General features: G+C 66.8%; 28 protein-coding genes. 20 read left to right on the forward strand and 8 right to left on the reverse strand.

What is annotated here, in order from left to right:
* Positions 1–23: 23 nt before the first annotated feature.
* The 6 genes from H7J06_RS05875 to H7J06_RS05900 all read left to right on the forward strand — a co-directional run bounded on the left by H7J06_RS05875 (position 24) and on the right by H7J06_RS05900 (position 5,120).
* On the forward strand, positions 24–1,394 hold the full coding sequence (locus tag H7J06_RS05875) for an MFS transporter (protein ID WP_264037725.1): 1,371 nt from the start codon (positions 24–26) through the stop codon (positions 1,392–1,394).
* Positions 1,391–2,581 (forward strand): FAD binding domain-containing protein, encoded by a 1,191-nt coding sequence (locus H7J06_RS05880; protein WP_264037726.1) that lies wholly within the window; start codon positions 1,391–1,393, stop codon positions 2,579–2,581. Before H7J06_RS05875 ends, H7J06_RS05880 begins: the two co-directional genes overlap by 4 nt.
* A 28-nt stretch (positions 2,582–2,609) precedes the next feature.
* Positions 2,610–3,050 (forward strand): cupin domain-containing protein, encoded by a 441-nt coding sequence (locus H7J06_RS05885; RefSeq protein ID WP_264037727.1) that lies wholly within the window; start codon positions 2,610–2,612, stop codon positions 3,048–3,050.
* Between the two features lie 8 nt (positions 3,051–3,058).
* Positions 3,059–4,147: an NADH:flavin oxidoreductase/NADH oxidase gene (locus H7J06_RS05890; protein ID WP_264037729.1), complete on the forward strand. Its 1,089-nt coding sequence runs from the start codon at positions 3,059–3,061 to the stop codon at positions 4,145–4,147.
* A 37-nt stretch (positions 4,148–4,184) separates the two neighbouring features.
* Entirely contained in the window at positions 4,185–4,538 is a 354-nt protein-coding gene (locus H7J06_RS05895; RefSeq protein WP_264037730.1) for a hypothetical protein, read from the forward strand.
* A 321-nt stretch (positions 4,539–4,859) separates the two neighbouring features.
* On the forward strand, positions 4,860–5,120 hold the full coding sequence (locus H7J06_RS05900; RefSeq protein WP_264037731.1) for a hypothetical protein: 261 nt from the start codon (positions 4,860–4,862) through the stop codon (positions 5,118–5,120).
* Positions 5,121–5,193: 73 nt separating this feature from the next.
* Here the strand turns inward: H7J06_RS05900 and H7J06_RS05905 are convergent, their stop codons facing one another.
* The 6 genes from H7J06_RS05905 to H7J06_RS05930 all read right to left on the reverse strand — a co-directional run bounded on the left by H7J06_RS05905 (position 5,194) and on the right by H7J06_RS05930 (position 9,172).
* Positions 5,194–5,703 carry a P-loop nucleotide/nucleoside kinase family protein gene (locus tag H7J06_RS05905; protein WP_264037845.1) on the reverse strand — a complete coding sequence of 170 codons (510 nt, stop codon included), beginning with the start codon at positions 5,701–5,703 and terminating at the stop codon, positions 5,194–5,196.
* A gap of 2 nt (positions 5,704–5,705) precedes the next feature.
* Positions 5,706–6,734 (reverse strand): cation diffusion facilitator family transporter, encoded by a 1,029-nt coding sequence (locus H7J06_RS05910; protein ID WP_264037732.1) that lies wholly within the window; start codon positions 6,732–6,734, stop codon positions 5,706–5,708.
* The gene (locus tag H7J06_RS05915) at positions 6,734–7,135 is read right to left on the reverse strand and encodes an ArsR/SmtB family transcription factor (RefSeq protein WP_264037733.1); all 402 of its coding nucleotides are present in this window, start codon (positions 7,133–7,135) and stop codon (positions 6,734–6,736) included. The genes H7J06_RS05910 and H7J06_RS05915 overlap by 1 nt, the downstream gene beginning before the upstream one ends.
* A 120-nt stretch (positions 7,136–7,255) precedes the next feature.
* On the reverse strand, positions 7,256–7,654 hold the full coding sequence (locus tag H7J06_RS05920; RefSeq protein ID WP_264037734.1) for an ester cyclase: 399 nt from the start codon (positions 7,652–7,654) through the stop codon (positions 7,256–7,258).
* Between the two features lie 7 nt (positions 7,655–7,661).
* Complete coding sequence (locus H7J06_RS05925) at positions 7,662–8,684, reverse strand: hypothetical protein (protein WP_264037735.1); 1,023 nt, start codon at positions 8,682–8,684, stop codon at positions 7,662–7,664.
* Positions 8,685–8,764: 80 nt separating this feature from the next.
* A complete protein-coding gene (locus tag H7J06_RS05930) occupies positions 8,765–9,172 on the reverse strand; it encodes a styrene oxide isomerase (RefSeq protein WP_264037736.1) in 408 nt (135 codons plus the stop codon).
* A 151-nt stretch (positions 9,173–9,323) separates the two neighbouring features.
* Between H7J06_RS05930 and H7J06_RS05935 the strand changes: the two genes are divergently transcribed.
* From H7J06_RS05935 to H7J06_RS05990, 12 genes are all read left to right on the forward strand, one after another.
* Positions 9,324–9,965 (forward strand): class I SAM-dependent methyltransferase, encoded by a 642-nt coding sequence (locus tag H7J06_RS05935; protein WP_264037738.1) that lies wholly within the window; start codon positions 9,324–9,326, stop codon positions 9,963–9,965.
* 121 nt (positions 9,966–10,086) lie between these two features.
* Entirely contained in the window at positions 10,087–11,451 is a 1,365-nt protein-coding gene (locus H7J06_RS05940) for a recombinase family protein (protein WP_264037739.1), read from the forward strand.
* An 878-nt stretch (positions 11,452–12,329) separates the two neighbouring features.
* Positions 12,330–12,542, forward strand: a complete 213-nt coding sequence (locus H7J06_RS05945; protein ID WP_264037740.1) for a helix-turn-helix transcriptional regulator — start codon at positions 12,330–12,332, stop codon at positions 12,540–12,542.
* A 202-nt stretch (positions 12,543–12,744) separates the two neighbouring features.
* On the forward strand, positions 12,745–13,008 hold the full coding sequence (locus tag H7J06_RS05950; RefSeq protein ID WP_264037741.1) for a hypothetical protein: 264 nt from the start codon (positions 12,745–12,747) through the stop codon (positions 13,006–13,008).
* On the forward strand, positions 13,008–13,466 hold the full coding sequence (locus H7J06_RS05955) for a hypothetical protein (protein ID WP_264037742.1): 459 nt from the start codon (positions 13,008–13,010) through the stop codon (positions 13,464–13,466). Before H7J06_RS05950 ends, H7J06_RS05955 begins: the two co-directional genes overlap by 1 nt.
* A gap of 582 nt (positions 13,467–14,048) precedes the next feature.
* Positions 14,049–15,506, forward strand: coding sequence for a terminase large subunit domain-containing protein (locus H7J06_RS05960; protein WP_308205709.1), 1,458 nt, complete (start codon positions 14,049–14,051; stop codon positions 15,504–15,506).
* Positions 15,503–16,828, forward strand: coding sequence for a phage portal protein (locus H7J06_RS05965; RefSeq protein ID WP_264037743.1), 1,326 nt, complete (start codon positions 15,503–15,505; stop codon positions 16,826–16,828). Before H7J06_RS05960 ends, H7J06_RS05965 begins: the two co-directional genes overlap by 4 nt.
* 10 nt (positions 16,829–16,838) lie before the next feature.
* The gene (locus H7J06_RS05970) at positions 16,839–17,267 is read left to right on the forward strand and encodes a hypothetical protein (protein ID WP_264037744.1); all 429 of its coding nucleotides are present in this window, start codon (positions 16,839–16,841) and stop codon (positions 17,265–17,267) included.
* 124 nt (positions 17,268–17,391) lie between these two features.
* Positions 17,392–18,219 carry a phage major capsid protein gene (locus H7J06_RS05975; RefSeq protein WP_264037746.1) on the forward strand — a complete coding sequence of 276 codons (828 nt, stop codon included), beginning with the start codon at positions 17,392–17,394 and terminating at the stop codon, positions 18,217–18,219.
* 2 nt (positions 18,220–18,221) lie between these two features.
* A complete protein-coding gene (locus tag H7J06_RS05980) occupies positions 18,222–18,545 on the forward strand; it encodes a hypothetical protein (protein ID WP_264037747.1) in 324 nt (107 codons plus the stop codon).
* On the forward strand, positions 18,545–18,892 hold the full coding sequence (locus H7J06_RS05985; protein WP_264037748.1) for a hypothetical protein: 348 nt from the start codon (positions 18,545–18,547) through the stop codon (positions 18,890–18,892). The genes H7J06_RS05980 and H7J06_RS05985 overlap by 1 nt, the downstream gene beginning before the upstream one ends.
* Before the next feature lie 359 nt (positions 18,893–19,251).
* On the forward strand, positions 19,252–20,112 hold the full coding sequence (locus H7J06_RS05990) for a DUF4393 domain-containing protein (protein ID WP_264037749.1): 861 nt from the start codon (positions 19,252–19,254) through the stop codon (positions 20,110–20,112).
* Positions 20,113–20,214: 102 nt separating this feature from the next.
* Here H7J06_RS05990 and ychF read toward each other — a convergent pair whose 3' ends face one another.
* On the reverse strand, positions 20,215–21,306 hold the full coding sequence (gene ychF, locus H7J06_RS05995) for a redox-regulated ATPase YchF (protein ID WP_264037750.1): 1,092 nt from the start codon (positions 21,304–21,306) through the stop codon (positions 20,215–20,217).
* Positions 21,307–21,401: 95 nt separating this feature from the next.
* Between ychF and H7J06_RS06000 the strand changes: the two genes are divergently transcribed.
* Complete coding sequence (locus H7J06_RS06000; RefSeq protein WP_264037751.1) at positions 21,402–22,598, forward strand: DUF6542 domain-containing protein; 1,197 nt, start codon at positions 21,402–21,404, stop codon at positions 22,596–22,598.
* 9 nt (positions 22,599–22,607) lie between these two features.
* On the opposite strand, the gene H7J06_RS06005 is transcribed toward H7J06_RS06000, so the two are convergent.
* Positions 22,608–23,612 (reverse strand): 4-hydroxy-3-methylbut-2-enyl diphosphate reductase, encoded by a 1,005-nt coding sequence (locus tag H7J06_RS06005; RefSeq protein WP_264037752.1) that lies wholly within the window; start codon positions 23,610–23,612, stop codon positions 22,608–22,610.
* A 66-nt stretch (positions 23,613–23,678) separates the two neighbouring features.
* Here H7J06_RS06005 and H7J06_RS06010 point away from each other — a divergent pair, with 66 nt between their 5' ends.
* Positions 23,679–24,266 (forward strand): lipid droplet-associated protein, encoded by a 588-nt coding sequence (locus H7J06_RS06010; protein WP_264037753.1) that lies wholly within the window; start codon positions 23,679–23,681, stop codon positions 24,264–24,266.
* The last annotated feature ends 27 nt before the right edge of the window (positions 24,267–24,293 follow it).

Here is a 24,293-nt window from a genome sequence, read left to right on the forward strand (position 1 = left end):
CTCGTCGTACGAAAGGAACCCGCATGACGTCCAGTACCGCACCACCGGCGGGGTGGCGCACGGAGATCACCCGCACCCAGTGGCTCGTCCTCGCGGGCACCACCCTCGGCTGGGGTCTCGACGGCTTCGCCGGCAGCCTCTACATCCTGGTCCTCGGACCGGCGATGAGCGAGCTGCTCCCCAACAGCGGGCTACATGCGGGCCCCGCCACCATCGGCTACTACGGCGGCATGACCGTCGCCCTGTTCCTCATCGGCTGGGCCACGGGCGGCATCCTGTTCGGCGTCCTGGCGGACTACTTCGGCCGCACCCGGGTGTTGTCGCTGGGCATCCTCACCTACGCCGTCTTCAGCGCGTTGGCGGCCTTCGCAGACACCTGGTGGCAGCTCGGAATCCTGCGCTTCATCGCGGGATTGGGCTCCGGGGTGGAGGCACCCGTCGGCGCGGCACTGATCGCCGAGACCTGGCGCAACCGCTTCCGGGCCCGCGCCGGCGGAATCATGATGTCGGGCTACGCCGCCGGCTTCTTCGCGGCGGCCGCCGCCTACGCCCTGTGGGGTAGCCACGGCTGGCGACTGATGCTGGCGTTGGCCGGCCTTCCCGCACTCGTGGTGTGGTTCATCCGCCGCTACGTGCCCGAGCCCCCCGAGATCAACGCTCACCTGACCGCGCGCCGCGAGCGAAAGACCAACGGCACCAGGACGGCTGACGACCAGTTCGTCCTGCGCCGGCTGTTGGTACCGCCGTTCCGCCGGCCGATGCTGATCTGCACGGCCCTCGCGTCCGGTGCCCTGATCACGTTCTGGAGCGTGTCCACCTGGTACCCGCAGATCATCCGCCAGCTCACCGCCGCCGAGAACCTGCCGACCGGCCTGGCCGACCACCGCGTGGCCACCGCGGCCATGCTGTTCAACGCGGGCGGCATCGTCGGCTACGCCTCCTGGGGCTTCCTCGCCGACGCGATCGGCCGGCGCAAGGCGTTCCTGGTCAGCTTTGGCATCTCGGCGGTGACAGTGGCGTGGACCTTCCCGTTCGACCGTGGCTACACCGAATACCTGATCGTGATGCCACTTCTCGGCTTCGGTCTGTTCGGCGCACTGTCGGGGACGTTCATCTACGCCCCGGAGCTGTTCCCGCCCAGCGTTCGCGCCACCGCGCTGGCGGTGTGCAACAGCGTGGGCCGCTACGTCACCGCCCTCGGGCCACTCGCCGCGGGCGCCATCGCCACCTCGTGGTTCGGCGGCAACCTCGGCATCGCCACCGCGGTGGTGGCCGCCTTCGGCCTTATCGCCGTCGTCGGCCTGGCGTTCTGCAAGGAGACCCGCGGGGACGCCCTGCCCGCCGATCCCATTCCCTCACAACACCTTCAGTCCACCGAGAAGAGCGCATCATGACCGACTACTCCAACTCACGGGCCATCGTCGTCGGCGGGTCGATCGGCGGGCTCACCGCCGCGCTGCTGCTGCGGGACCTCGGATTCACCGTCGACGTCTACGAGCGGACCCCCACCGCGCTCGACGGCCGGGGCAGCGGCATCGTCCTGCAGCCGGACACGGTGCGCTGGTTCACCGAACGCAGCACCCAGGACCTCGCCAACCTGAGCACGTCGACCTCCGCGGTCCAGTACCTCACCCCCGAGGGGGACGTGGAGTACCGCGAGGAGTGCACCTGGACCTACACCTCGTGGGGCACGTTCTACCGCGCGCTGCTGGCCGACTTCGGCACCGCGCACTATCACTACGGCGAATACGCCTGCGGCTTCAGCGAATACGACGACGGCGTCACCGTCCGATTCGTCAGTGGCCGGCGGGAGTCCGCCGACCTGGTGGTGTTCGCCGACGGGGTCACCTCCGTGGCGCGGCAACGGTTCGACCCCGAATCCGGGCTGCACTACTCGGGGTACGTCGGGTGGCGCGGCACGGTCGCGTTGCGCGACCTCGACGCCGCGACGCGGGACGTCCTGCAGGACGCCATCACCTATCAGGTGATCCCCCACTCGCACATCACGATGTATCCGATCCCGGGCGAGAACGGTCTCGGCCTCGAAGACCGGCTGATGAACTACGTCTGGTACCGCAACGTGCCCGCCGGGCCCGACCTGACGGAGATGCTGATCGACAAGCGTGGTTTCGCCGGCTCGGTGTCCGTGCACCCGGGCCAGGTGCAAGACCGCTACGTCGACGAGATGAAGCAGACGGCCGCCGAGCGGATGGCACCGGCAATCGCGAACGTCATCCAGGCCACCGAAACCCCTTATCTTCAGGTCGTTTCCGACAGCCGATCGGCACGCATGGCCATGGGGCGGGTGGCCCTCATCGGCGACGCCGCCTGTGCCGCCCGCCCGCACGCGGCGGCTGGAACGGCCAAGGCCGCGGCCGACGGGTGGGCGCTGGCCGCCGCGCTCGAGGAAGCCGGCGGCGACGTCGCCGCCGCACTGGTGAAGTGGGAGCCCGCCCAACTGCAGATGAGCGACGCCCTGTTGCGGCGCGTCGTGGCCATGGGCGAGCGTTCGCAGTTCAGCAACACCTGGACGCCCGGAGATCCCGATCTGCGCTTCGGGCTCTACGGCCCCGGCAAGTAACCAACTCCCACACACGAAGGACGACGACATGACCGACAGCAGCTTCCTCTCCGACCTGCCATTGGCCGGCGAGCTCATCTCCACGAACTTCGACGGCTGGCCCGAATGGCTCAAGGCCGAGTTCGCCGAACACGCGCACGACGGCGAGGTGGGATCACGACTCCTCAGCGAGAACGACCGGGTGCGGGTGTGGGAGATCCGGCTCGCACCAGGTGCGCGGTGGCACGCCCACCGGCACGTGCTCGACTACTTCTGGACCGCGGTCAACGCCGGCCGCAGCAGGCAGCACACCTTCGACGGGACCGTCCGCGAGGTGTCCTACGATGCCGGTGAGACCCGCCACTTCCACTTCGGACCGGGAGAGTATCTGTTGCACGACATCGAGAACATCGGCGAGTCCGAGTTGATCTTCAGCACGGTCGAGCACCTCGACAGCGCCAACGCGCCGCTGACCACCGGCCGAGAGTAGAAGACGTCATGGCGCACTTGTTCACTCCTCTCGTGCTGCGGGAGGTGACCTTCGCCCACCGGGCGTGGATGTCGCCGATGATGCAGTTCGCCGCCCAGCCGGACGGCGAGGACGTCGGATCCCCGTCGGACTGGCACCTGCAGCACCTGGGGTCGCGAGCCGCCGCCGGGGCGGCGCTGGTGATGGTCGAGGCCACCTCGGTGCACCCCGTCGGCCGCAGCAGCGTCTACGACACCGGCCTCTGGAACGACCGTCAGGCCATGGCATTTCGGCGCATCACCGAGTTCGTCTCGGCGCAGGGCTCGGTTCCGGGCATCCAGCTGGTCCACGCCGGCCGCAAGGGCTCGACCGGCCGGCCGTGGCCCGACGAGGACCGCGAGCCGGAGTCGTGGCAGACGGTCGGGGCCAGCGACCGGCCCTTCGGCCGGCTGCCGAGTCCCGCCGAGCTGAGCGTCGACGAGATCGCGTCACTGGTGACGGCGTTCGCCGATTCGGCGAGCCGCGCGGCCGCCGCGGGCTTCAAGGTGTTGGAACTCCATGGGGCGCATGGCTATCTGATCCACCAGTTCCTCTCCCCGCACTCCAACGCCCGCACTGACCAGTACGGCGGCTCGCTGGAGAACCGTCTGCGCTTCGCCCTGGAGGTGACGACGGCCGTGCGCCACGCCTGGCCCGAGGAGCTGCCGCTGTTCTTCCGCGTCTCGGCCACCGACTGGCTCGGCGGTGACACCGACGACGAACGGCCCGGGTGGACGGTCGACGAGACGCTCGAACTCGCGTCGCGGCTAAAGACCCTGGGCGTCGACCTGATGGACGTCTCCAGCGGCGGATCCGCCCCGGACGCGAAGATCCCCGTCGGTCCCAGCTACCAGGTTCCGTTCTCGGCGCGGGTGCGCAAGGAGATCGAGATTCCCACGGCCGCGGTGGGGCTCATCACCGAAGCCGAGCAGGCCGACACGATCATTGCCGAAGGGGACGCCGACGCGGTCTTCCTGGCCCGCGTGCTGCTGCGCAATCCCAGTTGGATCAGGCAGGCCGCCGACGAACTCGGCGCGACGCTGGCGCACCCACCTCAGTACGCGCGGGCGTTCCGCTAGGCACCGACTCCCAGGAGGGGCTGCTAGCGTGCGACCGATGGGCAGCGCCGGCAGTGTTCAGATCGTCGTGATGGACGGCCCGACGGCCTCCACGCTCTCGCAGATCCTGCCGTTGCTCCTGCTCACCCTGATGGTCGAGCTACGGCGAAGCGCGTTGCACCAGAGGATCTCTCGGGTGCTGTTTGGCGTGTTCTTCATGGTGTTCGGCGTCATCGAGACGGTGCTCGTGCTCTCGATCGACGGAACTCTCTACCCGTTCCAGTGGGGCGATCTTCTCTCCGCCCTGGCCATCTTCACGCTGCTCGCGATGATCTTCGTGATCTCGTTCATCGACCCCGGCCCGCGATGGGACGACGTTCGGGAGCGGCGCGACGGAGGCAACCCGAAGTAGGGGGGCAGCCGCAGCAGGTAGACCAGCCGATCGAGCCGCCGCCGACGGGCGCGCAGCTTGAGCGTGACGCGGATCCCGACGACGAGTGCCGCCGTCACCACGCCGATCCACAGGAGCGCGGCGACCAGAACGATCACGTCGACGGCAGTCATGCCGTCGACCCTTCCCGATCGTGGTCCCGCCAAGGTCACGGCCAAGCCACACCTCGGCCACCCTTCCGGCTAGCTGCAATACGGAATGGGTGTCAGCAGCGACGACGTGGCCAGCTCCCCGCAGCAGGATTGGAGATGTCACACAGACCGACCCACACGAGGAGCCATCATGAAGACACCGTTCACCTACGTCATCCCGGGACTGGCCGCCATTGCAATCGGTGGCGTCGTCGCCCTCGCCCCCGCCGCCAACGCCGCTCCCCTCGCGGCCCCGGCCGCCCACTCGGTGATCGCGACCGCAAGCGGTGAGGGCACCGACCCGCTGGTGCCCTTCGGCACCGAGCCGCAGGAACCGGCTCACCTGGGATACGTGGACTCCAACCACGACGAGGCCAACACCAGCAACGGCCAGGTCGACCTGCCGTTCTGACGCACGGGAGAGGCGGCGGCCCGGTCGACACACCACGACCCTTGCCGCCGCCCCACGTGCGCTGCGCTGCACGTCATTTCACCCCAAGCCGATCGCAGACCTCCGCTACCGACAGTCCGGTGGTGTCGACTTCCCGGAACTCACCGCGCCACGGCGCGTAGTCCCTCGCGCGATCGCACACCTTCGACCACGATGGCTCCGCAACACGAGTGAATCCGCGGTGCCGGCGTTCCAGACGTCGCCGGTGCTCATCCGGATCCGAGCAGGCGAGCACCACGAACGTCACGGATGCGGTGACCCTGCGCCACGTGTCGCGTGCCGCGTGACTGTCGTTGACCGCGTCCACCACGACGGTCCTGCCCAGGGCCACGTTCGCCGCGGCCATCGACGCCACCGCCTCGTAGGCCGCGACGCCCAGATTCCAGCCGGGCGGCAGACCGCAGGCCAGCAGTGCCTCCTCCACGGGGTCGACCGACAGATGCACCGCACCCAGCCGTCTCGCGATCTCGGTGGCGACCGCGGTCTTGCCGACGCCGGGCAACCCGGACACGACGAGGAGCGCTCCCCCTGCCGGCTGCTCCACGGTCAACGCCGCCCACCCACCGCGTCCTCGGGGTAGGCGTGGACCAGCGCGGAGGTCAACCGCGGGACGGCGTGCGTCAGCGTGTGTTCGGCAGCGTGGGCGATGCGATGGGCGTCCGACAGGCCGAGGGCGGGATCGATGTCTAGTTCGGCGTCGGCGTGCAGCCGGTGCCCCATCCATCGCATCTTCACGCTGCGCACCCCGGTGACGCCGGGCTCGGCGGCCAGGGCCGCCTCGGCGGCGTCGACGTAGGTCGGGTCGACCCCGTCCATGAGGCGACGGAAGACGTCGCGCGCGGCGGTGCGCAGAACCGCGAGGATCGCGATCGTGATCACCAACCCGATGATCGGATCGGCCAGCGGGACGCCGAGGGCGACGGCGCCAGCGCCGAGAAGCACCGCCAGCGAGGTGAATCCGTCGGTGCGAGCGTGCAGGCCGTCGGCCACCAGGGCCGCCGATCCGATCCGACGACCCACCCGAATCCGGTAGACCGCGACGACTTCGTTGCCGATGAACCCGACGAGACCGGCCACCGCGACCCACGCGACGTTCTCGACGGGAACGGGGTCGACCAGGCGACGGATCGATTCGATCCCGGCGACGACGGCCGACACGGCGATCATCGCCACCACGAAGAGTCCGGCCAGGTCTTCGGCGCGGCCGAATCCGTAGGTGTAGCGCCGGGTGGCGGCCTTGGTACTCAGCGCGAACGCGATCCACAGCGGGACGGCGGTTAGCGCGTCGGAGAAGTTGTGAATGGTGTCGGCCAACAACGCGACCGACCCGGAGACGGCGACGACGGCGATCTGGGCGACGGCCGTCACGCTCAGGGCCAGCAGGCTGATCTTGACGGCCCGGATGCCGGCGGCGCTGGATTCCAGCGCGTCGTCGATGCTGTCGGCGGCATCGTGGCTGTGCGGCGCGAACACGTCGCGAACCGCCGAGCCAAACGACCCGCCCCAGCCGTCGTGGTCGTGGTGATGGTCGTGGTCGTGGTCGTGGTCGCGCGTACCGGTCGGCTGGTGGGCCATCAGGACTCCCCCTGCAACGCAGTCGGTTCGGGATGAAGGGCGCGCAGCGCGGCGACGCCCGCATGATGCCCGGGCACGCCCGGTCCCGAGTGTTCGGCGTTGAACACCGCATCGGTGACCAGCTGGGCGACGTGGTCGTTCTCCAGGCTGTAGTAGATCGTGGTCCCGTCGCGGCGGGGCCGGACGAGCCGCGCCATCCGCAACTTGGCCAGGTGCTGAGACACCGAGGGCGCCGGCTTGCCGACGTGTTCGGCGAGCTCGCTGACCGACATCTCCCGATCCACCAGCGCCCAGAGGACCTGAACCCGGGTCGCGTCGGCAAGCATCCGGAACACTTCGACGACGAGACCCGCCTGATCGTCGGGCAGCCGACGACGGCATCCACCCGTACTTGCATTCATACGCAGATAATGTACGCGACTGCGCCCGCTGCGACGAATCCGTGGACGTGCGTCGAGTGCCGGTGACGGGTTACCCGTCTTCACCGCGTGCGCCAGCCTCGCGCGTCCGGTAGGCCCGCGTCACGGCCGTTCGCGAAACCCCTGCTGACGGATGGCGTCTCGGTCGATCAGCGACCACACCTCGCCGATCCGCCGGTCGTCGAACCGGTAGAACACGTGCTCGACGAACGAAACCCGTTGTCCCGTCGGCCCGAAACCCAGGAACGCGTGCTGCGGAGTGCAGTGGAAGACGAGCCGGCAGGAGACGACCCGATCGTCGGCGAGCAGGAACTCCGGGACGAATTCGAGGTCCGGGATCGCGTGCGTGTCACCTTCCAACATCGCCCGATACCCGCTCAGACCCAGCGCTCGCCCGTTGTGCACGACGTCGTCGGCGACGTACTCCCCGAGGTTCGACCACCGCCGATCATTCAGGCACGCAAGGTAATTGCGGTAGAGGTGGAGCAGGTCGTCGGCCATTCGTCGGTCACCCTCCGTCGTCGACGCGGACCCCCTGCAGGAAGGCGCCGCGGCAAAACAGGTCGTCGTCGCTGAGATCCCGCCAGCGCGGTGCGAGCCGTTCGCGACCTATGCCGTCGCGGCGGTGTCGTTGCAGGGCGGTCACCAGCTGCATGCCGTTGCCCTCGATGCACGCCACGTGCTCGGAGTATGGCAGGCGGTTGATCAGCCAGGCGCGTCGTCCCGTCACCACCTTCCACAGCCATTCCGGGCACGCGCGGTGTCCGTTCCAGACCGGCGACAGGTTCAGCGAGCCGAGGTCGATCTGGTGGCTGAACCATCCACCGGGCGCGAGCCATTGGCCGACGCAGCGCTGGGTGCCCGGCAGGTCGGCCACGTGCTGGAGAACGGTGTGGGAGAACAGGAAGTCCACCGTGCCCTCGGCCACGTGCGACGCGTCCTGCCAGGGGGCGACGTAGCGAATGCTCACGTCGTCCGCCTCCCCGCCCTCGAGCAGCGCGCGACGGATGGTCGCGACGCGCGCCGGGGCGAGCGTCCGGTCGAGCAGCTCGTCGGTCAGGATGTGGCTGGGGAACAGGTCGTCGTCGAGCCACTGGTCGTAGTCCGGCCAGCCTGCCGCCGGCCGCGGCGCACGACGGCCGAACATCTCGACGAGCTCGTCGAACAGGTCGACGTTGCCGCGCAGGCTGGTGTACGGAGTGGTGTCGAGCGCGTACAGGGTCGTCGCCCCGCTCAATAACGCGCTGAGTCCTGCCCCGATGCTGTCGCCGGGACCGAGTTCGGCGACGACGCGGGGGATCCGAGGCATGCCGTGGTGCACGGCCAACGTCAGGTGCTTGATCCAGAGTTCGTAGAAGTAGCCCGCCTCGGCCCGGTGACCCGTGTCGCGGTCCGCCCTGAGGCCGGTGCCCGGAACGTAGGTGAGAAGGCCCCGCACGATGGGGCCGGGACGCATCTCCCACGGCACTTGGCATTCCCCCGCTACCCCGACGGCGCACCGCATCCGTCGCAGGCCAGGGTCGGTGGCCACGGCCGGGTCGGCCCGCCGGAAGGTGCTCCCGACCAGCCTAACTCAGCGGCCCGGCGACGCCTGCTGGCTCAGCGGGGGCATCAACGCACGACGCCGACGACGAGAATGATGCTGCCGGCGATCATCGCAGGCGCCAGCGACACCAGCAGAAGGTTCACTAGGCGCTCCCTTGCGGCAGATGCCACGTGCTCACCCGTCGCGAGCGGCGCGAACTTCCGACCTGCGCCCCATAGTGCTGCGAGTTGCGTTGCGAGCCAGTTTGCATAGGCGCCGTACACGAGTAGCGCCGCAGAAACGACCTGCCAGGCGTGGGACAGAGTGACGTGCGGCCACAACAAGCCGATTACGACGAGAAGCGGGCCGTTCGTCATTCCCTGGAGGTGACTGGCCAGCCCCATTCGGGGGTTCTTCATGGCCGGGATCGCCACTCCCGTGACGAGACCGAGAACGAAGAGGATCAGCCCCAGAGCGAACAGGAGCGTCTGCATGGTCGGATGCTACGAGAACACCCCGCGAACTGCATGAATCCTCAGATTCATACGTTGAAGCGGAATTCCACCCAGTACGGCGCACCGCGAACCTCCGGTCACTTCATAGATATGCCGCGCCGCCTCAGCGTCGGTGTTCTACGGTCGTCTGATGGGGGTCCGAGACACCGTCATGGCGGGCATTGCTCAGCAGCTTGGTCATCCAAGGGGGCTGCGCGGTCGGCTGGTTGGTGCGGCGCTCAATCGGGGCAACCGACGGTTCGTGCGCGCCGCCGCGCAGGCGATGGTGCAACCCGGCGAGGCCTCGGTGGTGGCCGATATCGGATTCGGTGGCGGGGTGGGGCTCAAATTCTTGCTTGCCGGTGTCGGCCCGTCGGGCCGTGTTCACGGTGTCGAGGTGTCCGAGACGATGATCAACCAGGCCGCAGGGCGGTATCGCCGCGACATCGCCGCGGGGAGGCTGTCACTGCATTCGGCGACCATGACGCAGCTACCCTTCGCCGACGGCGAATTGGACGGCGCCATGACGGTCAACACCATCTACTTCGTCGCTGATCTCGACACGGCGTTCCGAGAGCTCGCCAGGGTGATGAATGGTCGGGGTCGACTCGTCATCGGTCTGGCCGACCCCGAAGTGATGGCGAAACTGCCATTCACGGGACATGGGTTTCAGCTCCGTCCGGTGCCGGACGTGATCGACGGACTACGCAGCACCGGCCTTGCGGTCGAACACCGTCAGATCAGTGCAGACCCCAACGCTCCGCACCTGCTGATCGCCCACGCGGCCCCGTGAAACGTCGTGAACGAGTGACGTGGCTCGGCCGGAAGGCACGCCTTACTGCTTCGTCTAGACGTTGAAGCGGAACTCCACGCAATACCGCGACCGAACAACATGTCGCGGTAAACTCCCCACCGTGACCCTCCCACCGCTCCGAACCGTTCTCTACCTGCGGGTATCTCTGGACCGAACAGGCGAACAGTTGGCGGTGGAGCGGCAACGGAAGGACGCGGAGCGAATCGCGAGCCAGCGAGGGTGGCACATCGTTGACACCTACACCGACAACTCGGTGAGCGCGGCGGGCAAGAAGGCGCGACCCGCGTTCACCAAGATGCTTGACGCCATCAAGCGCGGCCAGGTCCAAGCCGTCGTCGCCTGGTCGCTGGACAGGTTGGCCCGAAACGCACGGGACCGTCTGGCACTCGTTGAAGCCTGCCGAGACCACGGCGTGATTATCGCACTGGTCCAGGGCTCAGACATGGACCCGACGACCGCATCCGGTCGCCTCGTCATCGGCGTACTCGGTGAGGTCGCCGAGATGGAGATCGGCCTAAAGAGTGAGCGCCAGACCGCCGCTGCGGTCCAACGTTCGAACCTTGGCCGTCCTCCGCTCGGTGTGCGCCTGACCGGCTACACCCCTGGCGGCGAGACGATTGCCGAGGAAGCCGAGCTGGTGCGTCGAATCTTCACGTTGTTCCACGCGGGCGAATCGCTGCGATCCCTCACGCGGCTACTGAACGAGGAGGGCGTCACCACCCGGAAGGGCCGTCCATGGAACTCCTCCAGCATCCGAGGAATCCTGACCAACCCGCGCTACGCAGGCCGCGCCATCTATCAAGGCGAAGCGACCGGTAAGCGAGGCAACTGGGAGCCATTCGTCTCCGGCGATGTGTTCGACCTGATCCAGGCCCGGCTGGCGGACCCGCGCCGCACAACCAACCGGGTGGGCACCGACCGCAAGCACCTCGGTTCGGGTCTATACCGCTGCGCGGTCTGCGAGATGCCCACGTCGTCATGGTCTCAAGGCCGGTACCGCTGCAAGGAAAAGCATGTGAATCGCTCACAGAGCCAGGTTGACCCCTACGTCCTCGACGTGGTGGCAGAACGCCTGCGCCAGAGCGACATTGCGGACCTTCTGGCACCTGCCAGAGCTGATCTAGCTCCGCTCCTCGAAGTGGCAGGGCGGTTATCCGCGCGGCTGGAGCAGATTGAATCGGACTACGACGCGGGACTGATCAACGGTGTGCGCTACGCATCCGCCAATGATCGAATACGCGCGGAACTAGCAGCAGTGCAACAGGAGATGGCCGACGCTGACTCCGGTTCGGCACTGGGATTACTCCTCGGAAGCAAAGACCCGGCCTCCGAGTTTCTGAACGCTGGCCTTATGACGCAGCGAGCAATCGTGGATGCGCTTGCGACAGTGCGGCTTCATCCCGGGACGCGCTACTCACGCGTGTTCGATCCCGACTCGGTTCAGGTTGACTGGCTGACGGACTGACGCCCCCCGTCAACAGCGCGACGAGCTTGGCCCGCTGCTCTCCAGTGATAGGTGGCGCTTTCGCGACCACTTCTCGGATGCACCGCGCCCGCTTCTCTTCGGGCGTCTCCGCAGGCGGTGCAGTCGGCAGTTGACGGCGTGACGCCCGCCGCGCAGGGGCCTTCGCCGCCTGCTGGTCTACACATTCCTTATCCGCCACGCCTCACAGGAGATACCGTCCCTGTAATCCCAGGTAGCGTGTTTGCCGGAAAGCTCGCGAGCTTCCCTGTAATCCCTTCTTTGACTGGTCTACGCTGGTGAGGACCAGCGATGAATCCAGCGGACTCCCTGGAATCAGAGTTTGCTGTAAACTGGAGTGAGAGCCAACAGGAGGTGTGATCCATGTCAGAGACCAGAGTCATCGATGGACGCACCTACACCGTGAAGCACCTTCCCGCTCAGCGGGGTTGGACGCGGAACGTCATTGCTCACAAAGGGGCACGCGGCGGTAGGCGTGCGATACATCGCACGGGGCGACCCGGGCCGATCAGGGTCGGTTAAGCGCAGAACATAGGCGGGCAGGCTCAGCGCCTCAACACTGAGCGTGGGGGTAACCGGGTGCCTATCGTCCCAGACCTAAGCAGCGTTGAGCTGTGAGCGACCCCTAGGCCGATCTTGCGAAAGATCAATCCCGTTGGGACGCATGTATGCCCAAGAGCGAACGGCGAAGCCCCACCGAACACCATGACGATTGATCCCATCGTGAATGGGCTGGTGTTCAACGGAATTCGCATCCCCATCCCCGAGGAGAACGCGGGCATGGAGGCATAAGGGCAGAGGTGTTATCCCCTCTCCCGAGCCCGTAGTACAGAAGCCACTCACCAGTAGGAGCAGACCCCGTGGCGCACACCGATGAACTTTTCACAATCGAGGAGGCCGCCTCGTATCTCGGTCTCGGCACGTCCCGGCTGTATCAGCTTCGGGGGGCGGGTGAAGGCCCGGTGAGCTGGCGGCTAGGCAAGCGCCTGGTCTACCCGCGAAGCGGACTGGACGCGTACCGGGCGGACCAGCGGCAGCGGACCATGCGCGGCCGTGGCGTGGTCACCGCGTGAGCAACACCCACGAAGCCCAGACCGCACCGCTAGTGCGAGTAATGAAGGGACGCTGCACAATTCGATGCCCGTTTTGCGGCGGTCATCATAGTCACCCAAAGGCCAACATGGGCAGCAGCGCGACACTGGCCCCTTGCCACCAGCCCGACCGCGACGAGCTGCGCGTCTACGCCATACCCACCCACCTGGAGACGAGGACACCATGACCGCTACCGACCAGGTACTCCGCATCGAGCTGGAGTTCAGCCGTGAGCAGACCGAAGCGCCCAGCTTCGTCGCCGTCGCCACCCGTGCCTTCACCCGCGAACTTGGCCTCTACGTAGACGTGCCCACCGACGAACGTGACATCGTCCGTGAGAAGGAAATTGCCATCCTCTGGCTGCGCGACAAGATCACCGAACTCGAAGCCGAACTAGCAGACCGTGAACGCGCAATCAACGCGTCGTTCATCGAGTCACTGGGCTAGTGGCCGACGCACTCCGCGAGCGCATCACGGAAGCACCGTACGCGGACGCACCGCTGATCCTCTGGGAGGCTTGGCAATCCGGCCACATGACCGCCGACCACCTCGCCCGCTTGGCGTCATGGGTGTGGGGTAGAGCAGGAGCAGAGCGGCACACCGCCCTCACCCGCCCGCAGTGGCGCCAACTGTTCACCGCCGCAGGGTTCACCCGCAACGGCCAACCCGACACCGCACCACACGCACTGACCCTGTACCGGGGATCACCCGTGAAGTACCGCGCCAACTGGTCGTGGACCGAACGCGTAGACGTAGCTGAGGGTTACGCACACCAGCACGACGGCCAGGTGTGGACGCTCACCGCGCCGTCCTGCGCGATCCTGGCCTACCGCTACTCGCCCGTCCTGGACATCTCGGAGTACGTGGTCGACACCAAGGGTCTGGAGATCCGCGAGCACCAGTGAGCACACTCCAGCGACCATGCCTGACTTGCGGAACCCTGATCCCCAGCGGATCTCGGTGTCGCGACTGCAGGCCCAAGCGCACCACCACGGCAACCCGCCAGGAACGCCACCGGCCAGCGGCATGGGACCGGCTGTCCAAGCGACTGCGCCAGCTCTCCCCGTTCTGCGAATGGTGTGGCACAACAACGGATCTCGTCTGTGACCACATTATCCCGGTGAGTGAGGATCCGACGCTCGCACTGGAACCACTCAACTGCCGAGTGGTTTGCAGATCCGAGAACGCCAGCCGCAAAGCCAACTGCACCGACGCCGAACGGCAGATGGTCCGCGACCGCATCGAAGCCCGTCGCCGCCAACGAGCCCTCAGGGCGACGCAGCGCTAGCAAACAAGACGCCCCGGTGTGATCTATCCGAACGCACTGTTCACGTCCGTCAGCGTTGCGCACAGCCCCAGCCCCCGGCAACCAGGGGGATCGGGTCAAGGCGACCCGTCTCCGGACAGACCGGCAAAGCCTCGAGAGCTGAAATCGCACTTTGTGCAGCTCAACCCGCAAATCCTGTTTCCGACAGTTGGAGTACCTGATGGCACGACCGAAGGTTGTGGACGACAGTCCGCTGCCGTGGCGTCCGCCGAAGGGTCCGCGCTCCGAACAGTTCAGGTACTTCTGCCACCGATTCATCAAGGTCGGCAAGGGTGGCCAGAAGCTCACGCCGCTGGTGCTGCGCGACTGGCAGATGGACATCGCCCGGGACATCCTCGACTCACCATCTCGTCTGGCGTGCTTGCTGATCGGGCGCGGAAATGGGAAGTCGTCCCTACTCGGGGCACTCGCCGCCTTCGACCTCTTTACCTACGGCGAGTCAGCGTCCATCGTGATCTGCGCGACCAACCAGGAGCAGGCCGGAATCATCTTCGGCATCGCACGCCGGTACATCGAGCTGGCACCGGAGCTTGATTCACGCTGCCAGATCGCGAATGAGAAGATCTTCATTCCGCACACAAACTCCTCCATGGTGCGCCTTCCTGCCGACCCCAAATCACTTGAGGGTCTGGACTATTCGAGCTGCTATCTAGATGAGTGCGGCGTCGTGTCGCGGGACACCTACGAGGTGCTGCTACTGGCACAGGGCAAGCGCGAATCGTCCCGGTTGATCGCCGCAGGCACCCCGCCGACGAACCCGCAGGACTCGGTGTTGACCGACCTGAGGAACCTGCACCGCGAGCTAGGCGACGACGCCGTGGTGTTCCGTGCCTTCAGCGCTGACGACTTTCAGCATCACCCCGCCACGTGCATGCATTGTGCCCAGCTCGCGAACCCGGCGCTCGGGGACTTCCTGCACGCCGACGCCCTGAAGCTCTCTCGGGGCACCCGCGAGAACACCTACCGGCGTCAGCGGCTGTGCCAGTTCGTTGAGGACAATGAGTCTCCCTTCGTCGATGCCGAGACCTGGGACGCGTTGAGCACCGGCCAGGCCATCCCCGCAGGCACCGAAGTGGTGCTCTCAGTGGACGCCAGCCTCAAGGACGACAGCACCGCAATCGTGCTGGGCACCGTGGAGGCCAAGCCCCACTTCGACAAGCTCGCGGTCTGGGAGAAGCCCGCCGACGGTGACGGGTGGCGCGTCGACATCTTGGCCGTGGAGGACGCGATCCGGCAGGCGTCACGCCGGTGGAAGATCCGCGAGGTTGTCTACGATCCGGCCTACTTCACCCGCTCTGCACAGGTACTCGCCGCCGAGGGATTGCCGATGGTGGAGTTCAGCCAGAACGCGTCACGGCAGACACCCGCGACGAACGATCTGCACAGCGCCGCCATCAACGGTCTGATGAGCCATTCCGGCGATCCAGATTTGCGCCGCCACGTACTGGCCGCGACCGTGCGCGAGTCCGACAAGGGCATTCGTATTGCCAAGGTGTCGCGTTCGAAGAACGCCCCGAAGGTGGACCTGGCTGCGGCCCTCGTCTTTTGCCACTCGCGTTGTTCCTGGCTGGCCAGCCGACCCAAGAAGCGCCGCCACCGAGTCATAGGAAGCCGATGAACTCCCCACTGCTGAACGACCTCCTCGACGCGTTGAACGCGCCCCAGGCCCGGCTTGCCGAACTGCACCGCTACGCGACGGGCACGCAGCGGCAGGCATTCCTGTCCGAGGAGAGCCGCAAGGCCCTCGACAGCCAGCTCTACCGGCTCGCGGTGAATATCCCAGCGCTGTCAGTCTCCAGCCTGTGCGAGCGGCTTCGCATTCATGGCTACAGCGACCCGCGAGCAACGGAACTGTTCACCCGCACCGACCTCGATCAGCTTGCAACACAGGCAATGTCGGACGCCTTGACCTACGGCACCGGCTACGTCCTGGTTTGGGCGAAGAACGGCAAGCTCGTTGCGTCGGTGGAAGACCCGAGCCAGTGCGCCGTCCTCAAGGATCCTGCTGACAGGTCCGTCCTGGCGGGCATCAAGCGCTATCAGACCGCCTCGACCACCGAGGTCTACATCTACCTAGCCGATGAGGTGCAGCACTGGTCAGCGCCCACCAAGGGCGGGGTCACTTACGCACTGGTGGAGACGATCCCCAATCCGACCGGAATGGTCCCGCTCATCCCCATCGACAACGGGCGCTCTGAACTCGATGACCTTCGGGGGCCGGTGGATGCGCTGAACAAGGTCATCCTCTGCATGCTCGTCGGCGTCCACCGGGCAGGCTTCGGACGCTCTTGGGTCACCGGCCTGGAGCTGACCGAGCGGCCCATCCTCGACGGGGCGGGCAACCCCCTCTATGACGACGAGGGCAACCCCTTGGTTGAGGTGGTCAGTCCCATCGATGACCTCTCGACGCTGCCCATGGCCATCGCGGAGGCACCGGATACCAAGTTCGGCAACTTCAACGAGCCGACGCTGGGCGGCTTCGAGACCGCCGTGCGGGTTCTGGTCTCGCAGATCATGGCCGTCAGTGCGCTGCCGAGCCATTACCTCGGCATCCTCACCTCGCAGCCCACCTCGGCGGATGCGGTACGCGCCTCCGAGGCCAGTCTTGTTGCGCGAGTCGAACAGCGGCAGTTGACTTTTGGACGCGCCTGGGAACAGGTCGGACGGCTGCTGCTGGCCATCGACACCAACACCGACACCGCAGACATGCCGCTACGCGTCACCTGGGCACCGGCAGACACCCGCAGCGAAGCGCAGGTCAGCGACAGCGTTACCAAGCTCGTCCAGTCGGGCATCCTGCCCGTGAGCTACGCGCTGCGCCGACTGGGATATTCCGAGCGGGAGATCACCGACATTCTCGCCGCCCGAGAGTCCGAGATTGCCTCGGGCATGCGGGCCGACATCCAGCGGTACACCAACGCCACGATTCAGAACGGATAGGGACGACCCCATGGCAGAGAACGACCCCCTAGATAGCCCGTCAGCAAACGAACAGGCCCCGTCAGGCGTGGACACACCGGAGGTTGATTCGGAAGTGGCAGAGGACGACACAGAGCCTCTCGTCAGGAAGCTGCGCGACGAGTCCGCAAAGTACCGAACCCGCGCCAAGGATGCCGAGGCACGCATCCACACCCTGAGCCGTGAGCTGTTCGCGCTCAAGGTGGCCGCGCTGGACAAGCTGGCCGACGCGACAGACCTGGAGTACAACGCCGACTTCCTGGACGATCCCGACGCACTGGCCCTGGCCGTGGACGAACTCCTCGAAAAGCGCCCGCACTACGCGAAGCGCAACCGGCCCAACGGCGCTGTTGGACAGGGTGATCGGGGCGACAGCGTCGCAGCGCCCACGTTTGCCGCACTCCTCCAATCGCGCCGCTGACTTACACTTGAGGTAGCCGAATCGTCCTGGTGGCGCGTGCTACTCACCCCTGAGCCCGGCGCTCAAACCCCCGTTCGCCCTGGCGGCTGAACGTCAAACACTCACCACCACATAAGGATTCATCATGACCGTTTTGAACTCAAACCTCGCAGCCGCTTGGACGCCGGAAGACTACGGCGCTCTGGTCGACCGCGTGGTCGACGCCACCTCGGTTGCGTTCACCGCAGGCACCGTGATCGACACGCAGCTCCAGTCGATCCGCATTCCCATCCTGGCCGCTGACCCGTCCACCGGGTGGTACGCCGAGAACACGCCCATCACGCTGACCGACCCGACGACCACCGAGATCGAGATCAAGCCCACCAAGGTCGCAGGTCTGACCCAGGCATCGAATGAGGCCGTCGCCGATTCGGAGCCCGCCGTGGCTAACCAGATCGGCACCTCGCTAGCCCGCGACATCTCCAAGAAGGTCGACGCCGCGTTCTTCGCCAACACCACCACCAACGGCCCTCCGGGTCTGCTGTCCGTGTCGGGCGTGCAGGTGGTCGACACCGGCGCTGTCTGGGCCAACATCGACGCCGTCCACGACGGCAAGGCCGCTGCACTGGCGCAGGGTGCGAACCTGACTCACATCCTCCTCGCGCCCGACGTGGCTCTCCAGCTCGCCAAGACGAAGGTTCAGACCGGCTCGAATCAGGGCCTGTTCGACAACGTGGCCGATGGCATCACCCTGGCCGGTCTGACTGTGCTGGTGTCCCCGGCGATCCCGGCAGGCAACGCGTGGGCCGTCGACAACTCGCAGGTTCTCATCGTGCGTCGCACCGGCACGGCGGTCGTCGTGTCGACCGACGCCGCGTTCGGCTCGGACGCCGTGCAGATCCGCGCAACCTCGCGTGTCGGGTTCGGCTTCGCCAACCCCGCTGGCATCGTCCGCCTGTACGACGCAGCCTGATCGTGGCGGCGCTTCCCACTAGTGCCGACCTGTCCGCACTGATGGGCCGGAACCTGGACAGTGAGCAGGCTGTTCAGGTTCTGGCCATCGTCACCTCGATGGCGAAGGCTCACACGCGGGGACGCGGCTTCGACGCCAACGGCGATCCCGTCGCCGAGATTCGCGCCGTCATCCTGACCGCCAGCGCCCGCCTGTTGAGCAACGCCAAGGGGCTGCTGTACGACGAATCCGTTGGGCCAGAGTCCATCTCGTATCGATCAGCCTTCAACGGCTGGACGCTGGTCGAGCGCATGTGCTTGGACCGCTACAGGATCAACGCGCTCTGATGGCGACCGGCACCCTCTACCGCGCCGCCGCACTGGACGCCTATGGCGATCCCGTCGACAGCGACGGCAACGTCATCCGCGTCGGCAGTGACGGCACCCGCGTGGGCGTCGTTCACGGCATCGTGATCGGTGGCCCGTCCTGGCGACCCGCTGACGGCGGCACCGTCGACACCACCGGGCTGATCGGCGTGCCGACCACGGAACCGAACCAGCCGATGCACGGTGACCGCCTGGTCCTCGACGGCATCCGCTACACCGTCCAAGGCCCGCCGCAGTGGGCCACGCGTGGACTGGTCGACACACCAACGCGCTACCGCTGGTGGGCCGTGACCGCCACTTCCAACTAGAAGACTTGCCGTCCGTTCCGACAGTCCACGACGGGGATGACGCGGGCGGCACCCAGACACACCACCGGGCCAGAGCGCATGACGCTCAGGGATCAAGGCTCCCGCCAACCCGGTGGTCAGGCGCGACTCGTCCTCGCGCCCACGCTCCTGGTCGGTTGAGACCCGATGCAGGGGCACCTACTCCCCGGGAACCGTCCCGGGTGGTGCGCCGTCCCCCACCTGGCAGCACCTGCGCAGCCCCCCACTGGCGACTTCTCCCGCCAGTGAGGGGCTGTTGACGTTCGGTGCCCTCCACCAACATGCAGGCCGTTTTGTTTCGGGCACCTAAGTTGTGGTCCGTCCTCATCTAGCATCGAAACATGTCCGGACTGGAACCTGTGGCAATCGCTGGTGCAAAGGCTGTGGCGAAAGCCGTCGAGGAAGACCCAACGGAAAAGACGCTCCTCGCGAAGATCGCGGCGGAGTCTGGCGAACTGGATCCCGCAGCACGTGCGCTCGCGAAGCGCTCGACAGTGAAACAACACGTCAGGTTAAAACTGATGCAGCCGTTGGGCATGCTGTTCGGGGTTCCGCGTGAATACTTCGCGACGAACTTCGAAAACGAGATGGCCGACAGGCTCGCGGACGTACCCGACGAGGATTTAATAGCACCCAAACTGTCCGTTGCGGGGCCAACAGTTCAAGGGATTGCCTTCACCGTCGAAGAACCGGACCTGAAAGCGATGTATCTGAACCTCCTGGCGACTGCTTCGGATAAACGAGTGGAGGCGTCTGCGCATCCCGCCTTCGCCGAAGTCATCAGACAGCTCACTTCGGAAGAAGCGAGGCTGCTTGCTGGAGCCTTGGACGCGGTCCATAGAGCGATCGTGGTGATCCGTCGACGCATCACCACGACCGAAGATCCGACCGCGCAGGGCCATATCGTCATCGCAAATCACGTAGTCAACATGACTAGCGGCAATACCCCAACCTGGTCGGCCGAGACCGCTGTCTACATCGATAACTGGATTCGGTTGGGCCTTGTGGACGTTGACTACGGCAGCTTTCTTACGGCCCCGGGCAGTTACGACTGGGTAAGCAAGAATCCGAGATATCTCACTGCCCAGGCAGAATTTGATACCGAGGAACTGCAGGTGGTCGAGTTCGGTCAGGGGATATTGAGCCCGACCGATTTCGGGCGGCTGTTCCATCGGGTTGTCATGGGACAGTCGGACGCTTAGCGGTCACGCGCCAACGCCACGACACCCCACGCCCGAGTGACCTAGGCGACCCGCGCGTTAGCCACCAACGGCGCGGAAACGTCATAGGTCAATAGTCGGGGCTCAACCCTTGCTGGTAGACGTTGATCCAAAGCGGAACTCCACCACGTCACCGTCGACCATGACGTAGTCCTTGCCCTCCATCCGCACCTTGCCCGCGGACTTCGCCGCGGCCATCGAGCCCGCGGCGACCAGGTCGTCGAAGGACACGATCTCGGCTTTGATGAAGCCCTTCTCGAAGTCGGTGTGGATGACGCCGGCCGCCTTGGGCGCGGTGTCGCCCCGATGGATCGTCCACGCCCGTGACTCCTTGGGCCCGGCGGTCAGATACGTCTGCAGGTTGAGGGTGTGGAAGCCGGCGCGCGCCAACGCATCCAGGCCCTTCTCGGTCTGGCCGATCGACTCCAGCAATTCGGCGGCCGACTCGTCGTCGAGCTCCTGCAGCTCGGCTTCGATCTTCGCGTCGAGGAACACCGCGTCCGCAGGCGCCACCAACGCGCGCAGCTCGGCCTTCTTGGCGTCGTCGGTCAGCACCGACTCGTCGGCGTTGAACACGTACAGGAACGGCTTGGTGGTCATCAGGTTCAGCTCACGCAGTGACGCAACGTCTGCACCTGCCGCGAAGAGCGTGGTGCCGCCGTCCAGCGTCGCCTGCGCGGCCACCGCCGCCTCGTGAACCGGCTTGCGGTCCTTGTTGTTGCGCGCCTCCTTCTCCAGCCGCGGCACCGCCTTCTCCAACGTCTGGAGGTCGGCCAGGATCAACTCGGTCTCGATGACCTCGATGTCGGACTTGGGGTCCACCTTGCCGTCGACGTGGACGACGTCGTCGTCGGCGAAGACCCGGACCACCTGGCAGATGGCGTCGCACTCGCGGATGTTGGCCAGGAACTTGTTCCCGAGACCGGCTCCCTCCGAGGCACCCTTCACGATGCCCGCGATGTCCACGAACGTGACGGGCGCGGGCACGGTCTTCTCCGAGGAGAAGATCTCGGCGAGCTTGTCGAGCCGCGGATCGGGCAGCGCGACGACGCCCTCGTTCGGCTCGATGGTGGCGAACGGATAGTTCGCGGCGAGCACGTCGTTGTTGGTCAACGCGTTGAACAGCGTCGACTTTCCGACGTTGGGAAGTCCGACGATTCCAAGATTGAGGCCCACGGGTTGAACAGTCTAGGGGTCGGCCGACCCCGGTCCGTGGGCGCGCCAGCGCGCGCTGTCAGTGCACTCATCGCGATTGCCGGTACGGTCGACGTGTGTCAGGACTGCGTGGACGGTCGGCGGTGGCCGTCGACCATCGATCGGCGCTGCCTCAGGTTCCCGGAATCCCCTGGTGGGGGGCCGCGATCGTGGCAGTTGCCCTCACGGCCATCGGTGTTGCGTTCGACGCGGGCAGCGGCACCGACGCCCTCGGTGGGGTCTTCGCCGCGTGTTACGTGCTCGGCTGCGTGGCCGCCGTGCTCGCCGTCCGGCAGTCGGGGATCTTCACCGCCGTCATCCAACCCCCGCTCATCCTCTTCGTCGCCGTGCCCTTCGCGTACTTCGTGTTTCACGGCAGCACCTTCACCGGCATCAAGGACACGCTGATCAACTGCGGCTACCCGCTGATCGAGCGCTTTCCCCTGATGTTCTTCACCTCCGCGACGGTGCTCCTCGTCGGCCTGATCCGGTGGTACCTGGGAACGGCCGCCAAGCGGGCTCTGCCAAAGGACGCCGAACAGACCGCGGAGGCGCCGGACGAAGTGGCCGTCGCGGCCAGCAAGTTGGCCACCAAGGGCCGTCGCAGTACCCGAAGTGCCCGCGGCACCGAGGGCCGCGCGGCCCGCGCCGCCACGGCCGAAACCGTCGACCCGACCGACGACGAGGCACCGCGACCCCCGCGCCGCCCGAGGACGTCTGCCGCCGGTGCCGACAGGTCGACCGGGGCAGCCGCGGGCAAGGGCTCCCGGCGTTCGCGGCACTCCCGTCCGCCCGAGACCGAGATCATCGAGCCCGTGCTGGACCGGCCCCGTCGGCGCAACACCCCGCCGGTCGACCCGCCCGCCGAACCACGCCGTCGCCCCCGGACCACCGAGTCCCGCACCCGCGAACCGCGCGAACCACGGGAGCGCGCCGATCGGCGCCCCCTGCCCCCGTTGGACCGCCGAGGCGGCTCACCGGACCGGGACCGTCCGGAACGCGAGCGCTACGACCGCCCTCAGCGACGCGAACGAGCCGACTCCTACGAGCGTCCGGAACGGACCGAACGCCGGCGGCCCCGCGCCACGGACTACGACTCGTATGAGCCCTTTGAGCCGTACGAGCCGCCGGTCACCCGCACGAACGGCAGCAGCGGAACGCATCACCCGATCTCCCGGGTGCGTTATCGCGGGTCGGAGGACGACGACTCGCGCACCGAGCACCGCACGAAGCCGCGCCGGCCCCGGCATTCGGCGCCGGACTCCTGGGAGTAGGGCGGCGGGTCAGACGTTGCGCTTGGCGCGGATCGCCTTCGGCAGCGTGAACACCAGCGTCTCGTTGGCGGTCGTCACCGGCTGCACCGTGCCGTAGCCGTACTCGGCCAGGCGATCCAGCACACCGCGCACCAGCACCTCGGGCACCGAAGCACCGGAGGTCACGCCGACCGTGGTCACCCCGTCGAGCCAGGCCGGGTCGATGTCCTCGGCGTAGTCCACCAGGTAGGACGCGTTCGCACCCGCCCCGAGCGCCACCTCGACCAGCCGCACCGAGTTCGACGAGTTGCGCGACCCGACGACGATGACCAGCTCGCACTCCGGCGCCATCACCTTGACCGCCACCTGGCGGTTCTGGGTGGCGTAGCAGATGTCGTCGCTGGGCGGATCCTGCAACTTGGGGAATCGCTCACGCAGCCGCTGCACCGTCGCCATGGTCTCGTCGACGCTCAGCGTGGTCTGCGACAGCCAGATGACCTTGTTCTCGTCGCGGACGGTGACCCCGTCCACGGATTCGGGGCCGTCGACCAGCTGAACGTGGTCGGGCGCCTCGCCGGCGGTGCCGACGACCTCTTCGTGGCCCTCGTGACCGACGAGCAGGATGTCGTAGTCGTCGCGGGCGAACCGCTTGGCCTCGTTGTGCACCTTGGTGACCAGCGGGCAGGTGGCGTCGATGGTGGTCAGGTTCCGCTCGGCGGCCTCGACGTGCACCGTCGGTGCGACGCCGTGGGCCGAGAACACCACGATGGACCCCTCGGGCACCTCGTCGGTGCGCTCGACGAACACCGCACCGGCCTTGGCCAGGGTCTCCACCACGTAGCGGTTGTGGACGATCTCGTGGCGGACGTAGACCGGGGCGCCGTGTTTCTCCAGCGCACGCTCGACGGTCTCGACCGCGCGGTCGACGCCTGCGCAGTATCCGCGCGGCTCGGCGAGCAGTACGCGCTTGCCCTCCACCGGCGCGACGACGGAAAGGGTCGCGCCCGGCATACCCATGTTGATCGTCTCCGGCATGGGGTCCAGGGTACTTACCGTCGGCCTACCAGCACCACCTGTGGACTCGCCCGTACTCTTGCACTCATGGCTACTGCCCCCTATGGAGTCCGTCTGCTGGTCGGCGCCGCGGTGACCGCGCTGGAGGAAACTCGCAGACTGCCGCAGACCGTCATCACCTACCCGATGACCATCGTCAGCCAGTTCGCGCAATTGGTCATGAAGATGCAGCAGGACGTCGCCGATCTGGTGAACCGGGGCGACGAGACCCTGGACCATCTGTTTCCGCCCAAGGACGAGCAGCCCGAATGGGCCACCTTCGACGAGGACGACGACGAGTCCGACGACGGCTCCGACGAAAGCGGTGGCGACACCCCGCGCAACGGCGAACGGCTGACCGAGGGCCGGTTCGCTCTGTACAGCACCGGAGAACCCGAGTCCCGCGACGCCCCCGAACCCGCACCCACGGTCGACGAGGCCCCGGCACCGGCCCCCGGCGTGGTCGCCGAGTTGGACTACGAATCGCTGACGCTGGCCCAGCTTCGGGCCCGGCTGCCCTCTCTGAAGGTTCCCGACCTCGAGGCGCTGCTGGCCTTCGAGGAGGCGACCAAGGCGCGCGCGCCGTTCCAGACGCTGATCGCCAACAGGATCACCCGCGCGTCCGCCAAGTCGTGATCTTCCCCGTCGCTTCGCTCGCCCGAC

The sequence above is a fragment of the Mycolicibacterium hodleri genome (genome assembly GCF_025822245.1).
Lineage (GTDB): Bacteria > Actinomycetota > Actinomycetes > Mycobacteriales > Mycobacteriaceae > Mycobacterium > Mycobacterium hodleri.